The sequence below is a fragment of the Streptomyces flavotricini genome (genome assembly GCF_020639365.1).
In the GTDB taxonomy this organism is placed as follows: domain Bacteria; phylum Actinomycetota; class Actinomycetes; order Streptomycetales; family Streptomycetaceae; genus Streptomyces; species Streptomyces flavotricini.
This window is the reverse complement of the sequence record NZ_JAINUL010000001.1, coordinates 2,804,001-2,823,466: the sequence shown is the minus strand read 5'-3', so window position 1 is coordinate 2,823,466 and position 19,466 is coordinate 2,804,001. Positions and strand designations below refer to the sequence as shown.

18 protein-coding genes are annotated in these 19,466 nt (G+C 72.6%); 7 read left to right on the top strand and 11 right to left on the bottom strand.

Annotated features, from left to right (window positions below; translation table 11 throughout):
• Positions 1-28 precede the first annotated feature (28 nt).
• Positions 29-223 carry a DUF3046 domain-containing protein gene (locus K7B10_RS12475; RefSeq protein ID WP_030154244.1) on the top strand — a complete coding sequence of 65 codons (195 nt, stop codon included), beginning with the start codon at positions 29-31 and terminating at the stop codon, positions 221-223.
• Positions 224-448: 225 nt separating this feature from the next.
• On the top strand, positions 449-1,558 hold the full coding sequence (locus K7B10_RS12470; protein ID WP_372481547.1) for an AI-2E family transporter: 1,110 nt from the start codon (positions 449-451) through the stop codon (positions 1,556-1,558).
• On the opposite strand, the gene K7B10_RS12465 is transcribed toward K7B10_RS12470, so the two are convergent.
• On the bottom strand, positions 1,497-2,270 hold the full coding sequence (locus K7B10_RS12465; protein ID WP_229336166.1) for a Clp protease N-terminal domain-containing protein: 774 nt from the start codon (positions 2,268-2,270) through the stop codon (positions 1,497-1,499). The two genes, K7B10_RS12470 and K7B10_RS12465, sit on opposite strands and share 62 nt — an antisense overlap.
• Before the next feature lie 203 nt (positions 2,271-2,473).
• On the opposite strand from K7B10_RS12465, the gene recA reads away from it, so the two are divergent.
• The 3 genes from recA to K7B10_RS12450 all read left to right on the top strand — a co-directional run bounded on the left by recA (position 2,474) and on the right by K7B10_RS12450 (position 6,945).
• Positions 2,474-3,583, top strand: a complete 1,110-nt coding sequence (gene recA / locus K7B10_RS12460; protein WP_182508529.1) for a recombinase RecA — start codon at positions 2,474-2,476, stop codon at positions 3,581-3,583.
• A gap of 2 nt (positions 3,584-3,585) precedes the next feature.
• A complete protein-coding gene (gene recX, locus K7B10_RS12455) occupies positions 3,586-4,248 on the top strand; it encodes a recombination regulator RecX (RefSeq protein ID WP_372481400.1) in 663 nt (220 codons plus the stop codon).
• Between the two features lie 150 nt (positions 4,249-4,398).
• Positions 4,399-6,945 (top strand): FtsX-like permease family protein, encoded by a 2,547-nt coding sequence (locus K7B10_RS12450; RefSeq protein WP_229336165.1) that lies wholly within the window; start codon positions 4,399-4,401, stop codon positions 6,943-6,945.
• A 114-nt stretch (positions 6,946-7,059) separates the two neighbouring features.
• On the opposite strand, the gene K7B10_RS12445 is transcribed toward K7B10_RS12450, so the two are convergent.
• The 8 genes from K7B10_RS12445 to K7B10_RS12415 all read right to left on the bottom strand — a co-directional run bounded on the left by K7B10_RS12445 (position 7,060) and on the right by K7B10_RS12415 (position 13,391).
• Positions 7,060-7,461, bottom strand: a complete 402-nt coding sequence (locus tag K7B10_RS12445) for a rhodanese-like domain-containing protein (RefSeq protein WP_229344967.1) — start codon at positions 7,459-7,461, stop codon at positions 7,060-7,062.
• Positions 7,452-8,021, bottom strand: coding sequence for a cupin domain-containing protein (locus tag K7B10_RS12440; RefSeq protein WP_229336164.1), 570 nt, complete (start codon positions 8,019-8,021; stop codon positions 7,452-7,454). Before K7B10_RS12440 ends, K7B10_RS12445 begins: the two co-directional genes overlap by 10 nt.
• A gap of 61 nt (positions 8,022-8,082) precedes the next feature.
• Positions 8,083-8,130, bottom strand: coding sequence for a hypothetical protein (locus tag K7B10_RS41585; protein ID WP_311314449.1), 48 nt, complete (start codon positions 8,128-8,130; stop codon positions 8,083-8,085).
• Between the two features lie 72 nt (positions 8,131-8,202).
• Positions 8,203-9,810 (bottom strand): FAD-dependent monooxygenase, encoded by a 1,608-nt coding sequence (locus K7B10_RS12435; protein WP_229336163.1) that lies wholly within the window; start codon positions 9,808-9,810, stop codon positions 8,203-8,205.
• A gap of 204 nt (positions 9,811-10,014) precedes the next feature.
• Entirely contained in the window at positions 10,015-10,908 is an 894-nt protein-coding gene (locus tag K7B10_RS12430; RefSeq protein WP_229336162.1) for an amino acid ABC transporter permease, read from the bottom strand.
• A complete protein-coding gene (locus tag K7B10_RS12425; protein WP_229336161.1) occupies positions 10,905-11,579 on the bottom strand; it encodes an amino acid ABC transporter permease in 675 nt (224 codons plus the stop codon). The genes K7B10_RS12430 and K7B10_RS12425 overlap by 4 nt, the downstream gene beginning before the upstream one ends.
• 83 nt (positions 11,580-11,662) lie before the next feature.
• Positions 11,663-12,517 (bottom strand): glutamate ABC transporter substrate-binding protein, encoded by an 855-nt coding sequence (locus K7B10_RS12420; protein ID WP_030859667.1) that lies wholly within the window; start codon positions 12,515-12,517, stop codon positions 11,663-11,665.
• 88 nt (positions 12,518-12,605) lie between these two features.
• Positions 12,606-13,391, bottom strand: coding sequence for an amino acid ABC transporter ATP-binding protein (locus K7B10_RS12415; RefSeq protein WP_229336160.1), 786 nt, complete (start codon positions 13,389-13,391; stop codon positions 12,606-12,608).
• Positions 13,392-13,665: 274 nt separating this feature from the next.
• On the opposite strand from K7B10_RS12415, the gene K7B10_RS12410 reads away from it, so the two are divergent.
• Both K7B10_RS12410 and K7B10_RS12405 read left to right on the top strand, forming a co-directional pair.
• The gene (locus K7B10_RS12410; protein WP_229336159.1) at positions 13,666-14,370 is read left to right on the top strand and encodes a response regulator transcription factor; all 705 of its coding nucleotides are present in this window, start codon (positions 13,666-13,668) and stop codon (positions 14,368-14,370) included.
• 12 nt (positions 14,371-14,382) lie between these two features.
• Complete coding sequence (locus tag K7B10_RS12405; RefSeq protein WP_229336158.1) at positions 14,383-15,795, top strand: sensor histidine kinase; 1,413 nt, start codon at positions 14,383-14,385, stop codon at positions 15,793-15,795.
• A gap of 73 nt (positions 15,796-15,868) precedes the next feature.
• On the opposite strand, the gene K7B10_RS12400 is transcribed toward K7B10_RS12405, so the two are convergent.
• Together K7B10_RS12400 and K7B10_RS12395 are read right to left on the bottom strand one after the other, a co-directional pair.
• Positions 15,869-18,067 (bottom strand): endo-beta-N-acetylglucosaminidase, encoded by a 2,199-nt coding sequence (locus K7B10_RS12400; RefSeq protein WP_229336157.1) that lies wholly within the window; start codon positions 18,065-18,067, stop codon positions 15,869-15,871.
• 46 nt (positions 18,068-18,113) lie between these two features.
• Positions 18,114-19,379: a glycoside hydrolase 5 family protein gene (locus K7B10_RS12395; protein ID WP_229336156.1), complete on the bottom strand. Its 1,266-nt coding sequence runs from the start codon at positions 19,377-19,379 to the stop codon at positions 18,114-18,116.
• Positions 19,380-19,466: the final 87 nt, after the last annotated feature.

The following is a 19,466-nucleotide window of genomic DNA, read 5'->3' as shown; positions in this document are numbered from 1 at the left end:
CACTCTCCCGGGGCGGGATACTGGGGGCATGCGGTTGACGATTTTCTGGGAGCGGATGGCCGAGCACTTCGGTGCGGGCTACGCGGACTCCTTCGCGCGGGACCACGTCATGACGGAACTCGGCGGACGGACCGTCCACCAGGCGCTGGACGCGGGCTGGGAGGCCAAGGACGTGTGGCGCGCGGTGTGTTCGGCGATGGACGTGCCCGCCTCGCTGCGCTGACCCGGGCGGCCGTTTCCCCGGACGCGGGACGGGTGGGACAGACTGGTCGGCGTGGCAGCCACCGATGAGACGACCGTGACGACGACCGGCACGACGACCGATGCGACGACCGATGCGACGACCGACACCGCCGAGGGGGCCGGGCCGGCCGAGGCGGCCGAGCCCGCGGGATCCACAGCACCCCCCGGCGGGGCCACCGCACCGCCGGCGGGGGCCGGGGCCCGGATGCCGCGCTGGCTGCCGCGCGCCGTCGTCCTCGTGCTCGCCCTCATCGCCTGTTTCCAGCTCGGCAGCTGGGCCTTCCACCAGCTGACGGCGCTGCTCGTCAACATCCTGATCGCGTTCTTCCTCGCGCTCGCGGTCGAACCCGCCGTGTCCCGGATGGCGGCCCGCGGCATGCGCCGAGGGCTCGCCACCTTCCTGGTGTTCCTGGGCGTGTTCGTCGCCGCCGCCGGGTTCGTCGTGCTGCTCGGCTCGATGCTCGCCGGGCAGATCGTCGACATGGTGGGGGGCTTCCCCCGCTACCTCGACTCGGTGATCGGCACGATCAACACCACCTTCCACACCAAGCTGTCCCGGCTGGAGATCCAGGACAGCCTGCTGCACTCCGACTGGCTCCAGAAGTACGTGCAGAACAGCGCGACCGGCGTGCTCGACGTGTCCGCCACCGTGCTCGGCGGGCTCTTCCGGCTGCTGACGGTCGGGCTCTTCTCCTTCTACTTCGCCGCCGACGGGCCGCGGCTGCGGCGCGCGCTGTGCTCCGTACTGCCGCCGGCGAAGCAGTCGGAGGTGCTGCGCGCCTGGGAGATCGCCGTCGCCAAGACGGGCGGCTACCTGTACTCGCGCGGGCTGATGGCCCTGGTCTCCGGCATCGCCCACTACGTCGTCTTCGCGGTGCTCGACGTGCCGTACGCGCCCGCGCTGGCGGTGTGGGTGGGGCTGGTCTCCCAGTTCATCCCCACCATCGGCACCTACCTGGCGGGCGCGCTGCCGATGCTGATCGCCTTCCCGGACTCGCCCTGGTACGCGCTGTACGTGCTGGGCTTCGTGGTGATCTACCAGCAGTTCGAGAACTACGTCCTGCAGCCGAAGCTGACCTCGAAGACGGTCGACATCCACCCGGCGGTGGCCTTCGGTTCCGTCATCGCCGGCACGGCCCTGCTGGGCGCGGTCGGGGCGCTCATCGCGATCCCGGCCGTCGCCACGCTGCAGGCCTTCCTCGGCGCGTACGTGAAGCGGTACGAGCTCACCGAGCGGGCGGCCGGGGGACCGGCTACCGGGTCTCTCCGGCCTTTTCCCCGTCCGCGGCGACGAAGGACGCCAGGGCCTCGTTGACGGTCGCCTCGACGGCGGCCTTGTCGACGCCGAGGCCGCTGAGCGGGCCTTCGCCGTTCTCGAGTTCGAGGAGGGCGAGGAGGATGTGCTCGGTGCCCACGTAGTTGTGGCCCAGGCGCAGCGCCTCGCGGAAGGTGAGCTCCAGGGCCTTCTTGGCGCCGGCGTCGAAGGGGATGAGGGCGGGGAGCTCCCCGGTGGCGGCCGGGGGCAGGGCGGCGGTCGCGGCGGTGCGCACGTCGTCCGCGGAGACCTGCTGGGCGCGCAGGGCGAGCGCGGCGAGGCCCTCCGGCTCGGCGAGCAGGCCGAGGACGAGGTGCTCGGTGCGGATCTCGGAGTTGCCGGCGGCGCGGGTCTCGTTCTGCGCGGTGACGACGACGTTGCGGGCGCGCGGTGTGAAGCGGCCGAAGCCCTGGTTGGGGTCCATGCCGCCCTCGCCCTCCTTGTCGGCCTTGGGGACGAAGCGCTTCTGGGCGGCCTGGCGGGTGACGCCCATGCTGCGGCCGATGTCGGTCCAGGAGGCGCCGGAGCGGCGGGCCTGGTCGACGAAGTGGCCGATGAGGTGGTCCGCGACGTCGCCGAGCGACTCGGCGACGACGACGGCGCCGCTGAGCTGCTCCAGGGAGTCGGTGTGGACCTTCTTGATGGCCTCGATCAGATCGTCGAGGCGTACCGGATTGGTCATGCGGACGGGTTCCACCGAAGGGTTCGTCATAGGTGCAACCCTAGGTTGACAGTCGAAGGGGTGTCAACCCTGGGTTGTCAGTCGAGTGCCCGGCGAGCCCGCTTGACATGGAAATCGAACATCCATTCTGATGAGTTATCCACAGCCGAAACGGGCGTGGAAGCGCATTGTCAGTGGCAGGCGTTAGCGTCAATGGCGTGAAGCGATCGACTCAAGCAAACCGGGTGGAACCCATGGCAGGCACCGACCGCGAGAAGGCTCTCGACGCCGCGCTCGCACAGATTGAACGGCAATTCGGCAAGGGTGCGGTCATGCGCCTCGGCGACAAGCCGAACGACCCCATCGAGGTCATCCCCACCGGGTCGACCGCGCTGGACATCGCCCTCGGCGTCGGCGGGCTGCCCCGCGGCCGTGTGATCGAGGTGTACGGCCCGGAGTCCTCCGGTAAGACGACCCTGACCCTGCACGCCGTTGCCAACGCACAGAAGGCCGGCGGCACCGTCGCCTTCGTGGACGCCGAGCACGCGCTCGACCCCGAGTACGCGAAGGCCCTCGGCGTCGACACCGACAACCTCATCCTGTCGCAGCCGGACACCGGCGAGCAGGCGCTGGAGATCGTGGACATGCTGGTCCGCTCCGGTGCCCTCGACCTGATCGTCATCGACTCCGTCGCCGCGCTCGTGCCGCGCGCGGAGATCGAGGGCGAGATGGGCGACTCGCACGTGGGTCTCCAGGCCCGGCTGATGAGCCAGGCGCTCCGGAAGATCACCGGTGCGCTCAACCAGTCCAAGACCACCGCGATCTTCATCAACCAGCTCCGCGAGAAGATCGGTGTGATGTTCGGCTCGCCGGAGACCACCACCGGTGGCCGCGCGCTGAAGTTCTACGCCTCCGTGCGCCTCGACATCCGCCGCATCGAGACCCTCAAGGACGGCACCGACGCGGTCGGCAACCGCACCCGCGTCAAGGTCGTCAAGAACAAGGTCGCGCCGCCCTTCAAGCAGGCCGAGTTCGACATCCTCTACGGCCAGGGCATCAGTCGCGAGGGCGGTCTGATCGACATGGGCGTGGAGCACGGCTTCGTGCGCAAGGCCGGCGCCTGGTACACGTACGAGGGCGACCAGCTCGGCCAGGGCAAGGAGAACGCCCGCAACTTCCTGAAGGACAACCCCGACCTCGCCAACGAGATCGAGCGGAAGATCAAGGAGAAGCTGGGCGTGGGCGTGCGCAAGGACGCCGCCGCCGAGGCCGCCGCCGGCGCGCCCGCCGCCGAGGCCGCGGCCGTGCCCGCCCCCGCGTCGAAGGCCAAGACGACGGCCAAGGCTGCCGTCGCCAAGAGCTGACCGTGCGGGAGCAGGAAAGGGGCGGCGGGAGTGGCGGCCGGGAGGGCCGTCGCGGAGATCGCCGGGAGGGCGGCCGCGAAGGCCGTCGTGAGGGCGGCCGGGAGGGTCGCCGTGACGGCGACCGGGAAGGCCGCCAGGAACTGCCGCCCCAGAGTCCCGAGGAGCAGGCGCGGGCGATCTGCCTGCGCCTGCTCACCGGGATGCCGCGCACCCGGCGGCAGCTCGCGGACGCCCTGGAGAAGCGGGGCATCCCCGAGGAGGTGTCGCAGGAGGTCCTCTCCCGGTACGAGGAGGTGGGCCTGATCGACGACGCCGCGTTCGCCGGGGCCTGGGTCGAGTCCCGCCACCGCGGCCGGGGCCTCGCCCGCCGGGCGCTCGCGCAGGAGCTGCGCACCAAGGGGGTGCACGCCACCCTCGTCCAGGAGGCCCTGGAGCAGCTGGACTCCGACCAGGAGGAGCAGACCGCCCGGGAGCTCGTCGAGCGCAAGCTCCGCTCCACCCGGGGCCTGGAGCGGGACAAGCGGATCCGGCGCCTCGCCGGGATGCTCGCCCGCAAGGGGTACCCGGAGGGCATGGCCCTGCGGGTGGTGCGGCGCGCGCTGGAGCAGGAGGGCGCCGAAGGCGCGGACGAGGACGCGGACGGCCTGGGGTATGCGGGGTTCTGAGGTACGCGGTCCCGAGGTGCGCGGGTTCCGGGCCTCGAGCCTCCGGGCCGCGGGGCTCGGGCAGGGCCCCGGGGGGTGGGGATAGCCCCCGGGCCGAGACGCCGGGGTGCTTCACTGCCAACGCGCGGGCCCGGCGGCAGAGTTGGCCGCATGATGCTGCGTTACGCCCTACAGACCGTCAGGGACCGCAAGGCCGGCTTCCTCGGCGCCTTCGTCGCACTGCTGTGCGCGGCCGCCCTCATCACCGCCTGCGGCACGCTCCTGGAAACCGGACTCCGCGGAAAGATCGCCACCGAGCGCTACGCGGCCGCGCCGGTCGTGGTCTCCGCCGACCAGAACGTGCACCAGACCACGGTCAAGGAGAAGAAGGGCGGCTCCAAGACGAAGCACAAGGCCAAGCCCGTCGCCGAGCGGGCCTGGCTCCCCGCCGCCACCGTGGACGCGGTCCGTTCCGTGCCCGGCGTCGAGCGGGCCGTACCCGAGCTCAGCTTCCAGGCCGTTCCGCTGGTCAAGGCCGCCGGCGGCGCGAAGCCCTCGTACGGGCACGCCTGGACCTCCGCCGTCCTCACCCCCTTCACACTCGCCGAGGGCCGCGCCCCCCGGGGCGGCGACGAGGTCGTCGTCGACCGGGAACTGGCCGCCCGCGCAGGACTCAAGACGGGCGCCCCGCTCACCGTGCAGGCCACCGGCGAGCCGAAGACGTACACCGTGAGCGGGATCGCACGGAGCGCCGCCGGCGACCTCGCCCGGCAGAGCGCGCTGTTCTTCGGCGACGCCGAGGCGCAGCGGCTGGCCGCCCGCGACGGACAGGTCACCGCCATCGGGGTGCTCCCGGCGCCCGGGACCGACCCCGGTGAGCTGGCCGGGCGCATCGGAAAGGCGCTCCAGGGCCGGGGCAGTGGCGCGCAGGTCGCCGCGGGCGACGCGCGCGGGCCCGTGGAGTTCCTCGATGCGGCAGGCGCACGCATCAAGCTGGTCTCCATGGGCGGGGCCATGGGAGGCACCTCGCTGCTCGTCGCGATCCTCGTGGTCGTCGGCACCTTCGCCCTCTCCGTCCAGCAGCGCTACCGCGAGCTCGCCCTGCTGAGGGCCATCGCCGCCACGCCCAGGCAACTGCGCCGCATGATCGGCCGCGAGGCCCTGCTCGTGGGACTGGCCGCCGGTGTCGCGGGGGCGCTCGCCGGACTCCCGCTCGCCGCCTGGCTGCACGGCCGGTTCATCGACAGCGGGGTCGTCCCCGCCAACCTGGAGCGCACCGCCGGGATCTTCCCGATGTTCGCCGCCGTCGGCGCGAGCCTGCTCGGAGCCTGGGCCGCGGCCCGGATCACCGGGCGGCGGATCGCCCGGATCCGCCCGGCCGAGGCGCTCGCCGAAGCCGCCGTGGAGCGGGGGCGGCCCGCGTGGATCCGGATCGCGATCGGGGTGCTGCTGCTGGCCGGCGGTGTGGTGCTGGTCGCCGTACTCAGCGCGCTGCGCACCGAGCCGGCATCGACCCCGGTGACCTTCCTCGCGGTCGTCGTCTTCGCCGGAGCGGTCTCGCTGCTCGGCCCGCTGCTGGTCCGGGGCGCGACCGCCGTGCTCGCCGGGCCGCTGCGGCTGGCCGGCCCCGGCGGGTACCTGGCCACCGCGAACCTGCGCGGCAACGCCACCCGGATGGCCTCCGCCGTCACCCCGCTCGCGCTGCTGATCGGCATGACCTGCACCGTCCTGTTCATCACGCCGACGCTGGGCAACGCCGCACGGGCGCAGGCCCGTGACGGGATCCGGGCCGGCTGGGTGCTCGCCGCGCAGGGGCCGGGGGTCACGGGTGCGGCGGCGGAGCGGGTCCGGCGGACCCCCGGGGTCACGGCCGCCACCGAGATCGTTCACACGTCCGTACGGGTGGGGCTGACGAAGTACGGCGCGCAGGGCGTCACCCCGGCCGGGCTGACCCGCACCTGGGACCCGGGTGTGACGAGCGGGAGCCTGGACGGCTTTGGCGACCAGAGCGTGGCGGTGAGCGAACTGGCCGCCGATCAGCTGGGGCTGGAGCCGGGGAGCCCGCTGCAGCTGGCGCTGGGCGACGGGACGCCGGTCACCCTGACCGTTTCGGCCGTGTACGCGCGGGGGCTGGGCTTCGGTGATCTGACGCTGCCGCACGATCTCGTCGCGGCGCACGTGGACAACCCGCTGGCGAGCAGCGTGCTGGTGGCGGCGGAGCCGGGGACCGGGCGCGAGCGGCTGGCCGCGGCGGTCGGCGGATTCCCGGGGGTCGGGGTGCTGTCGGCGCGTGACGCGGACGCGGCGCGGGGGGAGCGGCAGCGGGAAGGTGCCGAGATCAACCTGCTGGCGATGGGGCTGGTCCTGGCCTTCACCGCGATCGCGGTGGTCAACACGCTGGCGATGTCCACGTCGGAGCGGCTGCGGGAGTTCGCGATGCTGAGGCTGGCGGGAGCGAAGCGGCGGCAGGTGCTGCGGATGCTGCGGGCGGAGGCGCTGGCGGTGGTGCTGATCGGGGCGGTGCTGGGGTCGGGGATCGCGCTGGCCGTACTGACCGCGTTCAGCGTGGGCATGACGGGGGCTGCGGCGCCCGCGGTGCTGCCGGTGGTGTACGTCGGGGTGGTGGGCGTGGCCGGGCTGCTGGCGCTGGCCGCGACCGCCGTACCGGGGCGGGTCGCCCTGCGGGTGCCGCCGGTCGAGGTGGCCACTTCGCGGTAGTGGGCCGCCGCCGTCCGCGGCCCGGGCCCGGGGCTCTGCCGCCGGAACGGCGGGCCCCGGGCCCGGTGATGCACGCGGCCTGCCCGGCCCGGTACCCGGTACCCGGACGCCGGCCTAAGGGGCGGGGGCGACGGGGAGGCCGGCGGCCCTCCAGGCCTGGAAGCCGCCCGTGAGGTCCGTCGCGCGGTGGAGGCCCAGGGCGTGGAGGGAGACCGCCGCCAGGGAGGAGGCGTAGCCCTCGTTGCAGATCACCACGACCCGCAGGTCGTGCGAGGTGGCCTCAAGGGCCCGGTGGGAGCCCTGGGGGTCCAGGCGCCACTCCAGTTCGTTGCGCTCCACCACCAGCGCTCCCGGGATCAGACCGTCCCGCTCGCGCAGTGCCTGGTACCGGATGTCCACCAGCAGCGCGTCGCCCGCGCCGAACGCCTCGTACGCCTGCGCCGGGTCGATCCGCGTGTACGTCGACCGGACCCGCTCCAGCAGGGCGTCGATGCCGACCGGGGCGCTCACTGCCAGTCCGCCGGACGCTCGACCTGCTCCAGCGTGAGCACCTGTCCGCTGCGGCTGAAGCGGCGGATCAGGGGCAGCGGCGGATGGTACGCGTGCACCGAGACCGCGTGCTCCGTCGGCGACTCGTTGAGCACCTCGTGGACGTGGTGCTCGCCGAACGCCCGGCCCGTCCCCGCGCCCAGGCTGCGGCTGCGGTCCAGGTCCGGGGCGAGTTCCAGGCTGCGCCAGCCCTCCGAGGGGAGCCGTACGGCCAGCGAGTGCTCCCTCAGGTGGCCGCGGGCGGTGACGAACGCGCCCTGCGACTCGGCGTGGTCGTGCCAGCCGGTGCCGGTGCCCGGCGGCCAGCCGATCACCCAGGCCTCGCTGCCCCCCGGCCCGTCGAGGCGGATCCAGGTCCGGCCCTCGGGGTCGAGGGGGAGGGAGTCGATGACCGCCGGGTCGGCGGCGGTGCGCAGGGCGAAGTCGAGGAGTTCCGCCGCCGTCACCGCACGAGCAGGGGCGCGTACGGGGGCGTGCGGAGGTGCGAGGGGCGCAGTGGATGCACTGGGGGCAAGGGGCGCAGACATGGGGGCGTGACCGTCCTGGGGGTTCGCGAAAGGGCGCGCGGAGCGCGCGGGGGAAGGCGAATCAGCAGGAAGGGCGACACACGCAGCCCGCGTAGCGGAGCAGGTCCATATGGACCCTCCGCCACAGGCGTACGTCGTTGCCGGTCATGTTCGGGAGTGAAGCACGCGGACCGGAGACCGGTCAATCGATCACGGCTGGACGTGTCGGGTTCGCGGGTGTGGCCGACGCGGGATCGAGCGGCGCCCGAGCGCCCTCGGGCGCTCCCCACCGGAGCGTGTCCGCCGCCTCGTACAGCTCCGCGGGCCGCACGCCCGCGAAGGTGGCCGCCAGGTGCCCGTCCGGCCTGACCAGCAGGACCGTGTGCGCGGGCGCCCCCGGATAGCCGTCCGCGACCAGCAGTTCGGTACGGACCGGCAGCGCGCTCACCGCCGCCGCGAGCCGCGGCATCAGCCCGGCGCTCAGCCAGTGCCGCCGGTCCCAGACCCCGGTGCCCGGGGCGACCAGGATCACCAGCGGCCGGCCCCGCCCCAGCAGGTCGCGCAGCGGCACCGTCGACCCGTCGGGCGCGGTGACGGGAACGTTGGCGACCTGACCGCCCGGCTCCGTGTCGGTGGGCACCTCGCGTACGGCCACCGGCGGGGCGTACGTCGGCGCCGCACCCAGCGGTCCCCGCCCCAAGTGGCCGTCGGTCAGCAGGAGTTCACCGGAGCGGGTGGCTCCGGGCAAGTACGTCCGCAGCCCGCCGCCACCGCGCAGTACGGGCATCGCCTGGTCGGCGGCGCGCAGCCGGGCCGCGACCGCCGTGCGGCGCTCGCCCTCGTAGCTGTCGAGGAGGTCCTCGGAAGCGCCCTGGTGCCAGGCCAGGGACAGTTTCCAGGCGAGGTTCTCGGCATCCCGCAGCCCCTCGTCGACCCCCTGTGTGCCGAGCGCGCCCAGCAGGTGGGCGGCGTCCCCGGCGAGGAAGGCGCGCCGGTCGCGCCAGCGCCGCGCCAGCCGGTGGTGCAGGGTGTGCACCCCGGTGTCGAGGAGCTCGTACGGGGGTGTCGTGCCCCCGCACCACGCGGCCAGGGTGTCCCGGATCAGGGTGACGAGCGCGTCGGGCGTGACCAGCTCCCCGCGGGCCGGGAGCAGCCAGTCCAGCCGCCACACCCCGTCCGGCAGCGGCCGGGCGGTGGTCTCCTGCGGCGGGTCGCGGTGCAGCAGGGCCTCGCCGGGCCAGGGGAGTTCGGTCCGCAGGGCGGCCACGGCGTGACGTTCGACGGCGGTGCGGCCCGGGAAGCGGATGCCGAGCAGCTTGCGCACGGTGGAGCGGGCCCCGTCGCAGCCGACCAGGTAACTCCCCCGCCACCAGGTGGTCTCGGCGCCCCGGGTGTGCGCGGTGACCCCGTCGTCGTCCTGTTCCAGGGAGTCCAGCTTGCTGTCGGTGACCAGCTGGATCAGCGGATGCGCGGCCGCGGCGTCGCGCAGCCCGCGCGTGAGGGCGTGCTGCGGCAGGTGCAGGGGCGCCTGACGGTCCTCGAAGGTGACGCGCCGGGCGTCGTCGGCCCGGCTGCGGCGCCGCATGGTGCGCCAGGCGGCGAACAGCGCCCCCTCGTCGCGCAGCGTGGCACAGCCCAGCCGGTGGACCATGGCCGAGGTGTCCTCGTGCAGGACGACCGTACGGGCCGGTCGGGGCAGGTCCTTGCCCGGTCCCTCGTCGAGCACGACGCTGGGCACGCCAGAGCCGGCCAGGGCCAGCGCCAGGGACAGCCCGACGGGTCCTGCGCCGACGACGATCACCGGGTCCATGATGCGGCTCCCGATGTCCGGTATGTGATCACAGAACGTATGCAACCCACTGGAGGTGCCTGCGTCAAGTGACACCCGGCCCCGCCAACGCCCTGTGGTGCGGCGGATGAGTTCCGCCGCACCACAGGTGTCACACAAGTGTACTGACCGGGCGTCAGGCCGCCTTCGTGGGGGAGCCGTGTCTTCCGGTCGTCGGGCCGGCCGTCAGGGAGCCTCGCCCACGCCGGCGGCGCCGCCCGCGTCGACCTCCGCCACGTCCCCGGCGACGACCGCGCCGGTGCCCTTCTGCGACTTCCGCAGCCGCCCTTCGAGCCAGGAGGCGAAGGTGGTGAGCGCGAAGTTCACGGCGATGTAGATCAGCGCGATCACGACCATGGTCGCGATGGTGTTGCTGTAGTTGGCGGAGATCTGCCGGTTCATCGACATCAGGTCGGCGAAGCCCAGGGCCGCGCCGCCGAGTGCCGTGTCCTTGAGGATCACCACGAGCTGGCTGACCAGCGCGGGCAGCATCGCCGTGACGGCCTGCGGGACCAGGACGTACGTCATGATCTGGCCCTTGCGCATGCCGATCGCCTTCGCCGCGTCCGTCTGGCCGCGGGGCAGCGTCAGGATGCCGGCCCGGACGATCTCGGCGATGACCGAGGCGTTGTACAGGACCAGGCCGGTGACCACCGCGTACAGCGGCCGCAGGTCGGAGCTGACGGTACCGAGCATCACGTACAGGGCGGAGCTGAAGAACATCAGCATCAGGACCGGGATGGCGCGGAAGAACTCCACGACCGTGCCGACCGGGACGCGGATCCACGCGTGGTCCGAGAGGCGCGCGATGCCGAGGAGCGCACCCAGGGGCAGCGCGATCACCATGGCGATCAGACCGGCCTTGAGGGTCTCACCGAGGCCGGGGAGCAGATACGTCGTCCAGACCTGGCTGTCGGTGACGAACGGAGACCACTTGTCGGCATCGAGCTGGTTCTTCTCGGCCATGAGGGACAGCGCCCACCACAGGACCAGAGCGAGAACCACCAGGAAGGCACCGGTGTAGACCCAGTTGCGGGTTTTGGCCTTGGGGCCGGGGGTGTCGTACAGAACGGAGCTCATCGCTTCACCGCCACTCGCTTGGCCACCCAGCCCAGCAGCAGGCCGGTGGGCAGGGTCAGCACGACGAAGCCGAGAGCGAAGACCGCGAAGACGGCGAAGATCGCGTCCGACTCGTTCTCCAGCATTTCCTTCATCAGCAGCGCCGCCTCCGCCACGCCGATGGTCGCGGCCACCGTGGTGTTCTTGGTGAGGGCGATCAGCACGTTGGCGAGCGGCGCGATGACCGCGCGGAAGGCCTGGGGCAGCACGATCAGGGTGAGCACCTGGAAGAAGCTCAGTCCCAGCGCGCGGGCGGCCTCGGCCTGCCCCACGGGCACGGTGTTGATGCCGGAGCGGATCGCTTCGCAGACGAAGGTGCCGGTGTAGGCGATCAGGCCCAGGACCGCGAGACGGAACCCGGTCTCCTTGAACGTTCCGCCGCCGAGCGAGATGCCCAGTGTCTGGTTGAGGCCCAGCGAGCAGCCGAGGATCAGCAGGGTCAGCGGGGTGTTGCGCACGGTGTTGACGTACGCGGTGCCGAAGGTCCGCATCAGCGGGACCGGGCTGACCCGCATCCCGGCCAGCATGGTGCCCCAGATCAGGGATCCGACTGCTGAGTAGAGGGTGAGCTGAACCGTCACCCAGAAGGCTCCGAGCACGTCGTACTGCCCGGAATTAAGAAAGTCGAACACGTTGCCCTGCGCTCTCCCCAGGATGGCCGGTGAGGAGGGCCGCCGCCCGTGGCAGGCGGGCGGCGACACCCCTCACCGATGAATCAGCTGCCTTCGGTGATCTGCGGGGCAGGCTCGCTCTTGTAGTTGGCGGGACCGAAGTTGCTGTCCACGGCCTTCTGCCAGGAACCGTCCTCGACCATCTTCTTCAGCGCGGCGTTGACCTTGGTCTGCAGGTCCTTGTCGCCCTTCTTCAGGCCGACGCCGTAGGGCTCGTCGCTGAGCTTCAGGCCGACCAGCTTGAACTTGCCCTTGTTGTTCTCCTGGGCGGCGTAGCCGGCGAGGATCGAGTTGTCCGTGGTGAGGGCGTCGACCTTCTTGTTCTCCAGGCCGGTCAGGCACTCGGAGTAGCCGCCCTGCTCCAGCAGGTCCGCCTCGGGGGCCAGCTTGGTCTTGACGTTCTGCGCCGACGTGGAGCCGGTGACCGAGCAGAGCTTCTTCTTGTTGAGGTCCTCGGCCTTGGTGATCGAGGAGTCGTCGGCGCGGACCAGCAGGTCCTGGTGGGCCAGGAAGTACGGGCCGGCGAAGTCGACCTTCGCCTTGCGCTTGTCGTTGATCGTGTAGCTCGCGACGACCAGCTTCACGTCGCCGTTGGCGATCAGGTTCTCGCGCTCGGCGCTGACGGCCTGCTTGAACTCGATCTGGTCGGGCTGGTAGCCCAGCTCCTTGGCGACGTACGTCGCGACGTCCACGTCGAAGCCGGTGAACTTGCCGTCCGGCGTCTTGAGGCCCAGACCGGGCTGGTCGAACTTGATGCCGATGACGATCTTGTCCTTCTTGGCGCCACCGGACGCACCGCCGTCACCGCTCGCCTTGTCGCTGCTGCCGCCGCAGGCGGTCGCCGTCAGGGCGAGCACTGCGGCAACGGCTGCGGCCGCACCGGCCTTGAAAACCTTCATGGTGAACTTCCCTCGGATGAGACGTTGTTGGACGACGAGCGACACGCGTGCTCCGAGCCGCCAGGGGATCACTACCAGAGCAAGACCGTCAGTGGTGCAGGATCTTCGAAAGGAAGTCCTTCGCACGGTCACTGCGCGGGTTGCTGAAGAACTGCTCGGGTGCGGCCTCTTCGACGATCTTTCCGTCGGCCATGAACACGACCCGATTGGCCGCAGAACGGGCGAAGCCCATCTCGTGCGTGACGACCACCATCGTCATGCCCTCCCGGGCGAGCTGCTGCATGACCTCCAGCACCTCGTTGATCATTTCCGGGTCGAGCGCCGAGGTCGGCTCGTCGAACAGCATCACCTTCGGGTCCATCGCCAGCGCGCGGGCGATCGCCACGCGCTGCTGCTGGCCGCCGGACAGCTGCGCCGGGTACTTGTCGGCCTGGGAGCCGACGCCCACCCGGTCCAGCAGGGACTTGGCCTTCTCGAGCGCGGTCGCCGAGTCCGTCTTGCGGACCTTGAGCTGACCGAGCATCACGTTCTGCAGCACCGTCTTGTGCGCGAACAGGTTGAAGGACTGGAAGACCATGCCCACATCGGCGCGCAGCCGGGCCAGTTCCCGTCCCTCCGCAGGCAGTTCCTTGCCGTCGACCGTGATGGTGCCCGAGTCGATCGTCTCCAGGCGGTTGATGGTCCGGCACAGCGTGGACTTGCCCGATCCCGAGGGACCGATCACGACGACGACCTCACCGCGGGCGATGCTCAGATCGATGTCCTGAAGCACGTGCAGCGCGCCGAAGTGCTTGTTGACGTTGCTCAGTACGACCAGGTCGTCCGCGGCCGGGGCCGCATCCTGCGCGTCCTTGGTCACTGATACTCCGCTCATCGGCTTCTTGCTCCGTCCTCCTCGGTTGGGAGGACAGTAGTGACGTCGTGCGCACACCGTCATCACATCTGAGGGAGAATTGAGCATAACGAAACGGCCTCGCTCCGATACGCTCCGTGCGCACCGCGACCACCGGGGCGGGATCGCCCGTACCGGGTGCATAACGGAAGACGCGCCGGACCGGAACCCCCTTGACGTGGGCCCCTTCATCGGCGTGGATGCAGGGTGGCCCTGACCGCGGGCCCTGATCAGGAAAACAGGAAAGGGGGACGCCATGAGACTGCTGCTCGTCGAGGACGACGACCACGTCGCCGCCGCCCTGTCCGCGATCCTCGCCCGACACGGCTTCCAGGTGACCCACGCCCGCAGCGGCGAGGAGGCCCTGCAGGCCCTGCTGCCCGCCGGAGCTCCCCCCTTCGGCGTCGTCCTCCTGGACCTCGGCCTGCCCGATCAGGACGGGTACGAGGTCTGCGGCAAGATCCGGAAGCGCACTTCCACGCCCGTGATCATGGTGACCGCGCGCGGCGACGTGCGCTCCCGCATCCACGGCCTCAACATGGGCGCCGACGACTACGTCGTCAAGCCGTACGACACGGGTGAACTCCTCGCACGCATCCACGCCGTCGCCCGGCGCACCGGCCCCTCCGAGGAGGCCGCCGCCACCGGGACGGCCGCCCCGGACGTGGTCCGGCTCGGCCCCGTCAGCATCGAGCTGGCGACCCGCAGGGTCAGCGTCGACGGCGCCGACGTACCGCTCACCCGCAAGGAGTTCGACCTGCTGGCCCTGCTCGCGCAGCGCCCCGGGGTCGTCTTCCGGCGCGAGCAGATCATCAGCGAGGTGTGGCGCACCAGCTGGGAGGGGACCGGGCGGACCCTGGAGGTCCACGTCGCCTCGCTGCGCTCCAAGCTGCGCATGCCCGCGCTCATCGAGACCGTCCGCGGGGTGGGCTACCGGCTCGTCACCCCGGCCGCGCCCTAGCGGGGCCCCGCCGTGCGCGCCCGCCTGCTCCCCCTGCTCGTCGTCCTCATGGCGGGCGTGCTGCTCGCCCTCGGCTTCCCGCTCGCCGTGAGCCTGGCCGCGGGCCAGCAGCAGCGCGTGGTCGTCGACCGCATCGACGACAGCGCCCGCTTCGCCGCCCTCGCCCAGTTCGTCATCGACGCCGAGGGATCCGGATCCACCGGATCCACCGAGCGCCTGGAGACCCTCCAGCTGGAACTGGCCCGCTACCAGCAGCTGTACGGCATCCGGGTCGGCATCTTCCTGCGCGACGACAACGCCATGGCCCGCGCGCCCGGCTGGTGGGAGCTGCCGGAGGCGGGCGAGGGACGCCGCGCCTTCCAGGAGGCGCTCGCCGGGCGCCGCAGCCACGACCCCGCCCAGGTGTGGCCCTGGCAGTCCCACGGCAAGCTGCTCGTCGCCTCCCCGGTCGTCCTCGACGGCGACGTCGTCGCGGTCGTCGTCACCGAGTCGCCCACCGACCAGATGCGGGCCCGCATCCTGGACGGCTGGCTGATCATCATCGCCGGGCTGGCGGCTGCGATGCTCGTGGCCTTCGGCGCCGCCCTCGTGCTCACCCGCTGGGTGCTCAAGCCCGTCCGGACCTTGGACGCCGCCGCCCACGGCATCGCCACCGGACGGATGAACTCCCGGGTCGCGGCGGCCGGCGGGCCCCCGGAACTCCAACGCCTGGCACATTCGTTCAACGAGATGGCCGACAACGTGGAAGAGGTCCTGGAGCAGCAGCGGGCGTTCGTCGCCGACGCCTCCCACCAGCTGCGCAACCCGCTCGCGGCGCTGCTCCTGCGGATCGAGCTGCTCGCCCTCGAACTGCCCGAGGGCAACGAGGAGATCGCCTCCGTGCGGACCGAGGGCAAGCGCCTGACCCAGGTCCTGGACGACCTGCTGGACCTGGCGCTGGCCGAGCACACCTCCGCCGAGCTCAGCCTCACCGACATCGCCGGGCTGACCGCGGAGCGGGTCGCCGCCTGGCGCCCGTACGCGGAGGAGAAGGGCGTACGGGTCACCGAGACGGGCCGGACCGCCGTCACGGGCTGGGCCGACCCCATCGCGCTCTCCAGCGCGCTCGACGCCGTGATCGACAACGCCCTCAAGTTCACCCCGGAGGGTGAGGAGGTCGAGGTGTCGGTGGCCGCGGACGGGCCCTTCGTGCACGTCGTCGTCGCCGACCGCGGCCCCGGGCTCACGGACGAGGAGCTGCTGCGCGTCGGGGACCGGTTCTGGCGCAGCGGCCGCCACCAGAACGTCAAGGGCTCGGGGCTCGGCCTGTCGATCTCCCGGGCCCTGCTCGCCGCGGGCGGCGGGTCCCTCGCGTACGAGAAGAACCCGCCGCACGGGCTGCGGGTGACGGTGGCCGTCCCGCGCAGCGATCCGCACACCTCCTGAGCGACTGGGCCCGTGAGCCCGTGAGCCCGTGAGCCCGTGAGCGTCCGAGCGCCTGAATCCGGCGCGCTGGGGTTCAGACCCAGGGGAGCTTCGTGCCCGCCGGGGCCGAGGCCGCGTACAGCTCGTCCACGGCCCGGACCTCGAACGCGGCAGCGGGCTCCCGGCCGGCCCGGGTGACGGCCGGGAGGTACAGGGCCGTGCCGCAGGTACCGCCGAGGAAGCGGCGGGTCCCGTCCGGGAGCAGCCGGTACAGCTCGTAGTGCCGGACCGGCCCGGCGGCCCGGCGCCAGGACAGCCGGACGGAGGCCTTGCCGTCCTGCTGGGCCGAGGCGTCGACGGTCAGCGCACCCGGGGCCGCCGGGCGCCGCCGCGCGGTGTCGTCGCGTACCGACAGGGCGCCGAGCCGCCAGGACACGGCCCTGTTCCCCTGCGCCGTGATCCGTATCGCGAGCCCGTACGCGGTCTTGCCCGCCAGGGCCGAAAGCCCGATCCGGGAGGTGCGCCAGGCGCCCTGGCCGGAGCCAGGCGCCCGCGTCCTCAGCCAGGTGTACGGGACGGGCCCGCCCGGGGCGGCCGGCTCGCGCGTGGCCACGCCGACCTCCACCGTGACCGCGCCCGCCTCGCTGGCGTGCACCAGCTCCAAGGCCGCGGAGCCGGTCAGGGGCAGCCGGGTGCAGTGCAGGCCGACGACGGCCGGGGCGCTCAGGCCGCCGGAGACGAGGAGGCTGGAGCCGCCGCGCCAGGCCTTCGCGAAGTCCAGCGTGACGGACGGACGCGCCCCGGAGGTCTCGACGGCCCAGCGGCGGCCCGGGAGCCGGTCCTGGAGCCCGAGGTGGTTCCACGGGGTGTCGGACGTGACCTCGCCGTCCTCGAACCAGCGCTCCCCGTGCCCGGTGTTGAAGGCGCAGGCGAACGGCAGCGCGGTGACGGTGGACCGGTCCGCGACGGCGGTGGCGGGCGCCCGCCAGGTGCCCTCGGGCGCGGGGTGGGCCGGGTCCAGGGACTCGCCCGTCCAGAACCGGTCGTCGGCGCGGTGGAAGGCGCCGGGGGAGCGGTCGGTGAGGTGGTTGCGGGTCCACTCGGGCCGGTAGAAGCCGAAACTGACGACGTGGGCGCGGTCGCGCGGGATGATCGCGTCCCAGCGGACGCCGGAATCCCAGCCGCCCGACTCCACGTCGAGCGCCGCCCACAGCTCGTGGCGGGAACGGCCCAGCCGGTCGGCGAGCGCTCCCGAGGAGGCCAGGGTCTGCCCGGTCCAGCGGAAGTCGACGAACATCGAGTCCGCGACCCGGCCCGCCCGGTCCTCGAAGAACTCCTGGTTGAGCTGGTTGAGCGCGCCCTGCCAGCCGACCCGGCCCGTGCTGTTCATGGCGTCGTACCAGGTGATCCGCAGACCGTACGGGGCGCCGGCCGTCCGCAGCGCGCGCAGGAACTCCCGCATCCGGGCGGCGAGCGAGCTGTCCCCGCCGTCGGTCTCGGCATTCACGAACCAGCCGTCGAACCCGTACGTCCGCGCCACCAGTACGAGCTTCTCGGCGATCGGGAACCGGCCGAGCGGGTCCCGCTGGACGAGGTCCCGGGTCCACTGGAGGTCGCCGCCGTACGCGACGGGCGGCAGGAAGACGTTGCCGAGCACCGGGACGCCGTTGCGGTGGGCGGCGTCGACGACGGGCGCGTTCGGGGCGAGCACGAGGCCCTCGCCGGAGGAGCCGCCCCAGAACACCAGCTCGTCGAGGTAGGCCCAGTGCGTGAGCGCGTAGTGGTCGGCGGTGGCGGAGCCCTGCGAGGGGTTCCGGGCGGTGGGCCCGAAGGAGACGAGCGAGGAGATCCGGGCCTGGCCGCCCCGTGCCCCCGGGCTCGGGGGCACGGGGGTGAAGCGGGGCGCGAGGGGCACGGTCGCGGTGTTGTACGCGAGGTCCTGATCGGACTCGGGGGTCCACTGCTTGAGGGAGCGCCAGGTGATGCCGGGGCCGGGGGCGCCGTGGGGGAGCGAGTCGGGGAACCAGTAGGAGGCGTACGGGGCCAGGTCTGCGGGGGCCGTCGGGGCGGCGGGTGCCGGGGCCGCGGCGGCCTGCGCGGCTTTCGCCGTGGTGGTGGCGCCGGTGATGCCGAGCAGGGCGGCGGCCCCCGCTCCGGCCCCGGCGGCGAGGACGCCGCGACGGGTGGGCGGTGCCGGCGGTGCCGGCGGTGCCGACGGCGGCGTGCGCAACGAGCCGGCGGTGCGTGACGGGCGGGAGTTGCGAGGGTCGGCGCCGTTGTCGGTCTCGGACATGCGGGGCTCCTCGGTGACGGGGGACGAGCGGTCGGGTTGCCGGTGGTCAGGTGACGTCGGGCACGCGCAGCACCTCCGTGATGCCGCGCGCCGACAGATGGGCCGTGTCCTCGGCGAGCTCCGCCAGGACCACCGCGGGGCGGACCCCCCGGGCCGTGAGCGCGGCCCAAGCCTCGAAGAAGGCGCCGCCCGGGGCGCACACCGATCGACCCGGCGCCGCCTCCGCCCCGCCGACCTCCACGGCCAGCGCGGTGGACCGCACGGCCGGGCGGTGCTCCCGGCCCCGCCACTGCGCGGCGATCCGGGCGACGACGGCCCCGGAGGGCTTGACCCCGCGGTCGTTGGTGAGCAGACCGAGCCCGTACTCCAGCTCCGGGAAGTCCGCGAGCTCCCGGGACACGTCGTGCGAGCACCACCAGGTCACGCCCCACAGGTCCGGGCAGTCCAGCACGTTCGCCACCGTCGCCTCGGTGAACGCCGCCGCGTGCTCCGGCGGGATCAGCGGCGCGGGCGCCCCGACCTCCTGGAGCCACACCGGCCGGTGCGGGTCACGGGCCCAGGCCTTCGCCAGCTCGACCAGGTAGGCGGCGTGGTGCTCGGTCGCCGCCGCGGTGCGGCCGTGGCGCTGCGCGGTGCCGTTGAACACCCACGAGTGCACGGCCGTGGCCGCGCCCAGCCGGGCGGCCTGGGCCGGGGTGAAGGGGTGTCCGTCCCGGTACCAGGCGGCGTCGTACTCGGCGTGCACGTGGAACCGGTCCGGCGCGCCCTCCTCGCACGCGGCGAGCATCAGCTCCAGCCATCGCCCGGCCTGCTCCCGGGTGATCCGGTCCGGGTCCGGATGGGGGGCGTCGGAGAACTGGTTGATCTCGTTGCCGACGGTCATGCCGAGGAAGTTGGGGCGGTCGGCGAGGGCGGCGGCCAGCGTGCGCAGGTACTCCTCCTGCGCGGCGACGACGTCCGGGTCGGTGAAGATGCTGCGCCGGTGCCAGGTCCGGGTCCACGCGGGCAGGAAGTCGAAGCTCGACAAGTGCCCCTGCAGGCCGTCCACGTCGACGTCGAGCCCGCGCTCGGCGGCCGCGTCGGCGAGCGCGACGAGCTGCTCGACGGCGCGCGGCCGGATGAGGGTCCGGTTCGGCTGGAACACCGGCCACAGCGGGAAGACCCGTACGTGGTCCAGCCCGAGCGCGGCGACGGAGTCGAGGTCGGCCCTGACCTCGTCGAGGTCGAAGTCGAGCCAGTGGTGGAACCAGCCGCGGGACGGGGTGTAGTTGGCGCCGAAACGGAGGGGACGAGGAGTGATTCCGTCGTGCATGAGGGCGTCCTGGAGTTCTCGGGAATCCGCCGGGTGACGGACAACCTGCCGGGTGCCGGAAGGGAAGTCAACAGGGCCTCATGCACC

What these genes read in the sequence shown, in the direction of transcription:
- K7B10_RS12395 (WP_229336156.1), bottom strand. Translation starts at nt 19,379, where the DNA reads ATGCACGACGGAATCACTCCTCGTCCCCTCCGTTTCGGCGCCAACTAC.
- K7B10_RS12450 (WP_229336165.1), top strand. Translation starts at nt 4,399, where the DNA reads ATGATGCTGCGTTACGCCCTACAGACCGTCAGGGACCGCAAGGCCGGC.
- K7B10_RS12400 (WP_229336157.1), bottom strand. Translation starts at nt 18,067, where the DNA reads ATGTCCGAGACCGACAACGGCGCCGACCCTCGCAACTCCCGCCCGTCA.
- recA (WP_182508529.1), top strand. Translation starts at nt 2,474, where the DNA reads ATGGCAGGCACCGACCGCGAGAAGGCTCTCGACGCCGCGCTCGCACAG.
- K7B10_RS12410 (WP_229336159.1), top strand. Translation starts at nt 13,666, where the DNA reads ATGAGACTGCTGCTCGTCGAGGACGACGACCACGTCGCCGCCGCCCTG.
- K7B10_RS12470 (WP_372481547.1), top strand. Translation starts at nt 449, where the DNA reads ATGCCGCGCTGGCTGCCGCGCGCCGTCGTCCTCGTGCTCGCCCTCATC.
- K7B10_RS12430 (WP_229336162.1), bottom strand. Translation starts at nt 10,908, where the DNA reads ATGAGCTCCGTTCTGTACGACACCCCCGGCCCCAAGGCCAAAACCCGC.
- K7B10_RS12475 (WP_030154244.1), top strand. Translation starts at nt 29, where the DNA reads ATGCGGTTGACGATTTTCTGGGAGCGGATGGCCGAGCACTTCGGTGCG.
- K7B10_RS12420 (WP_030859667.1), bottom strand. Translation starts at nt 12,517, where the DNA reads ATGAAGGTTTTCAAGGCCGGTGCGGCCGCAGCCGTTGCCGCAGTGCTC.
- K7B10_RS12465 (WP_229336166.1), bottom strand. Translation starts at nt 2,270, where the DNA reads ATGACGAACCCTTCGGTGGAACCCGTCCGCATGACCAATCCGGTACGC.
- K7B10_RS12440 (WP_229336164.1), bottom strand. Translation starts at nt 8,021, where the DNA reads ATGTCTGCGCCCCTTGCCCCCAGTGCATCCACTGCGCCCCTCGCACCT.
- K7B10_RS12415 (WP_229336160.1), bottom strand. Translation starts at nt 13,391, where the DNA reads ATGAGCGGAGTATCAGTGACCAAGGACGCGCAGGATGCGGCCCCGGCC.
- K7B10_RS12435 (WP_229336163.1), bottom strand. Translation starts at nt 9,810, where the DNA reads ATGGACCCGGTGATCGTCGTCGGCGCAGGACCCGTCGGGCTGTCCCTG.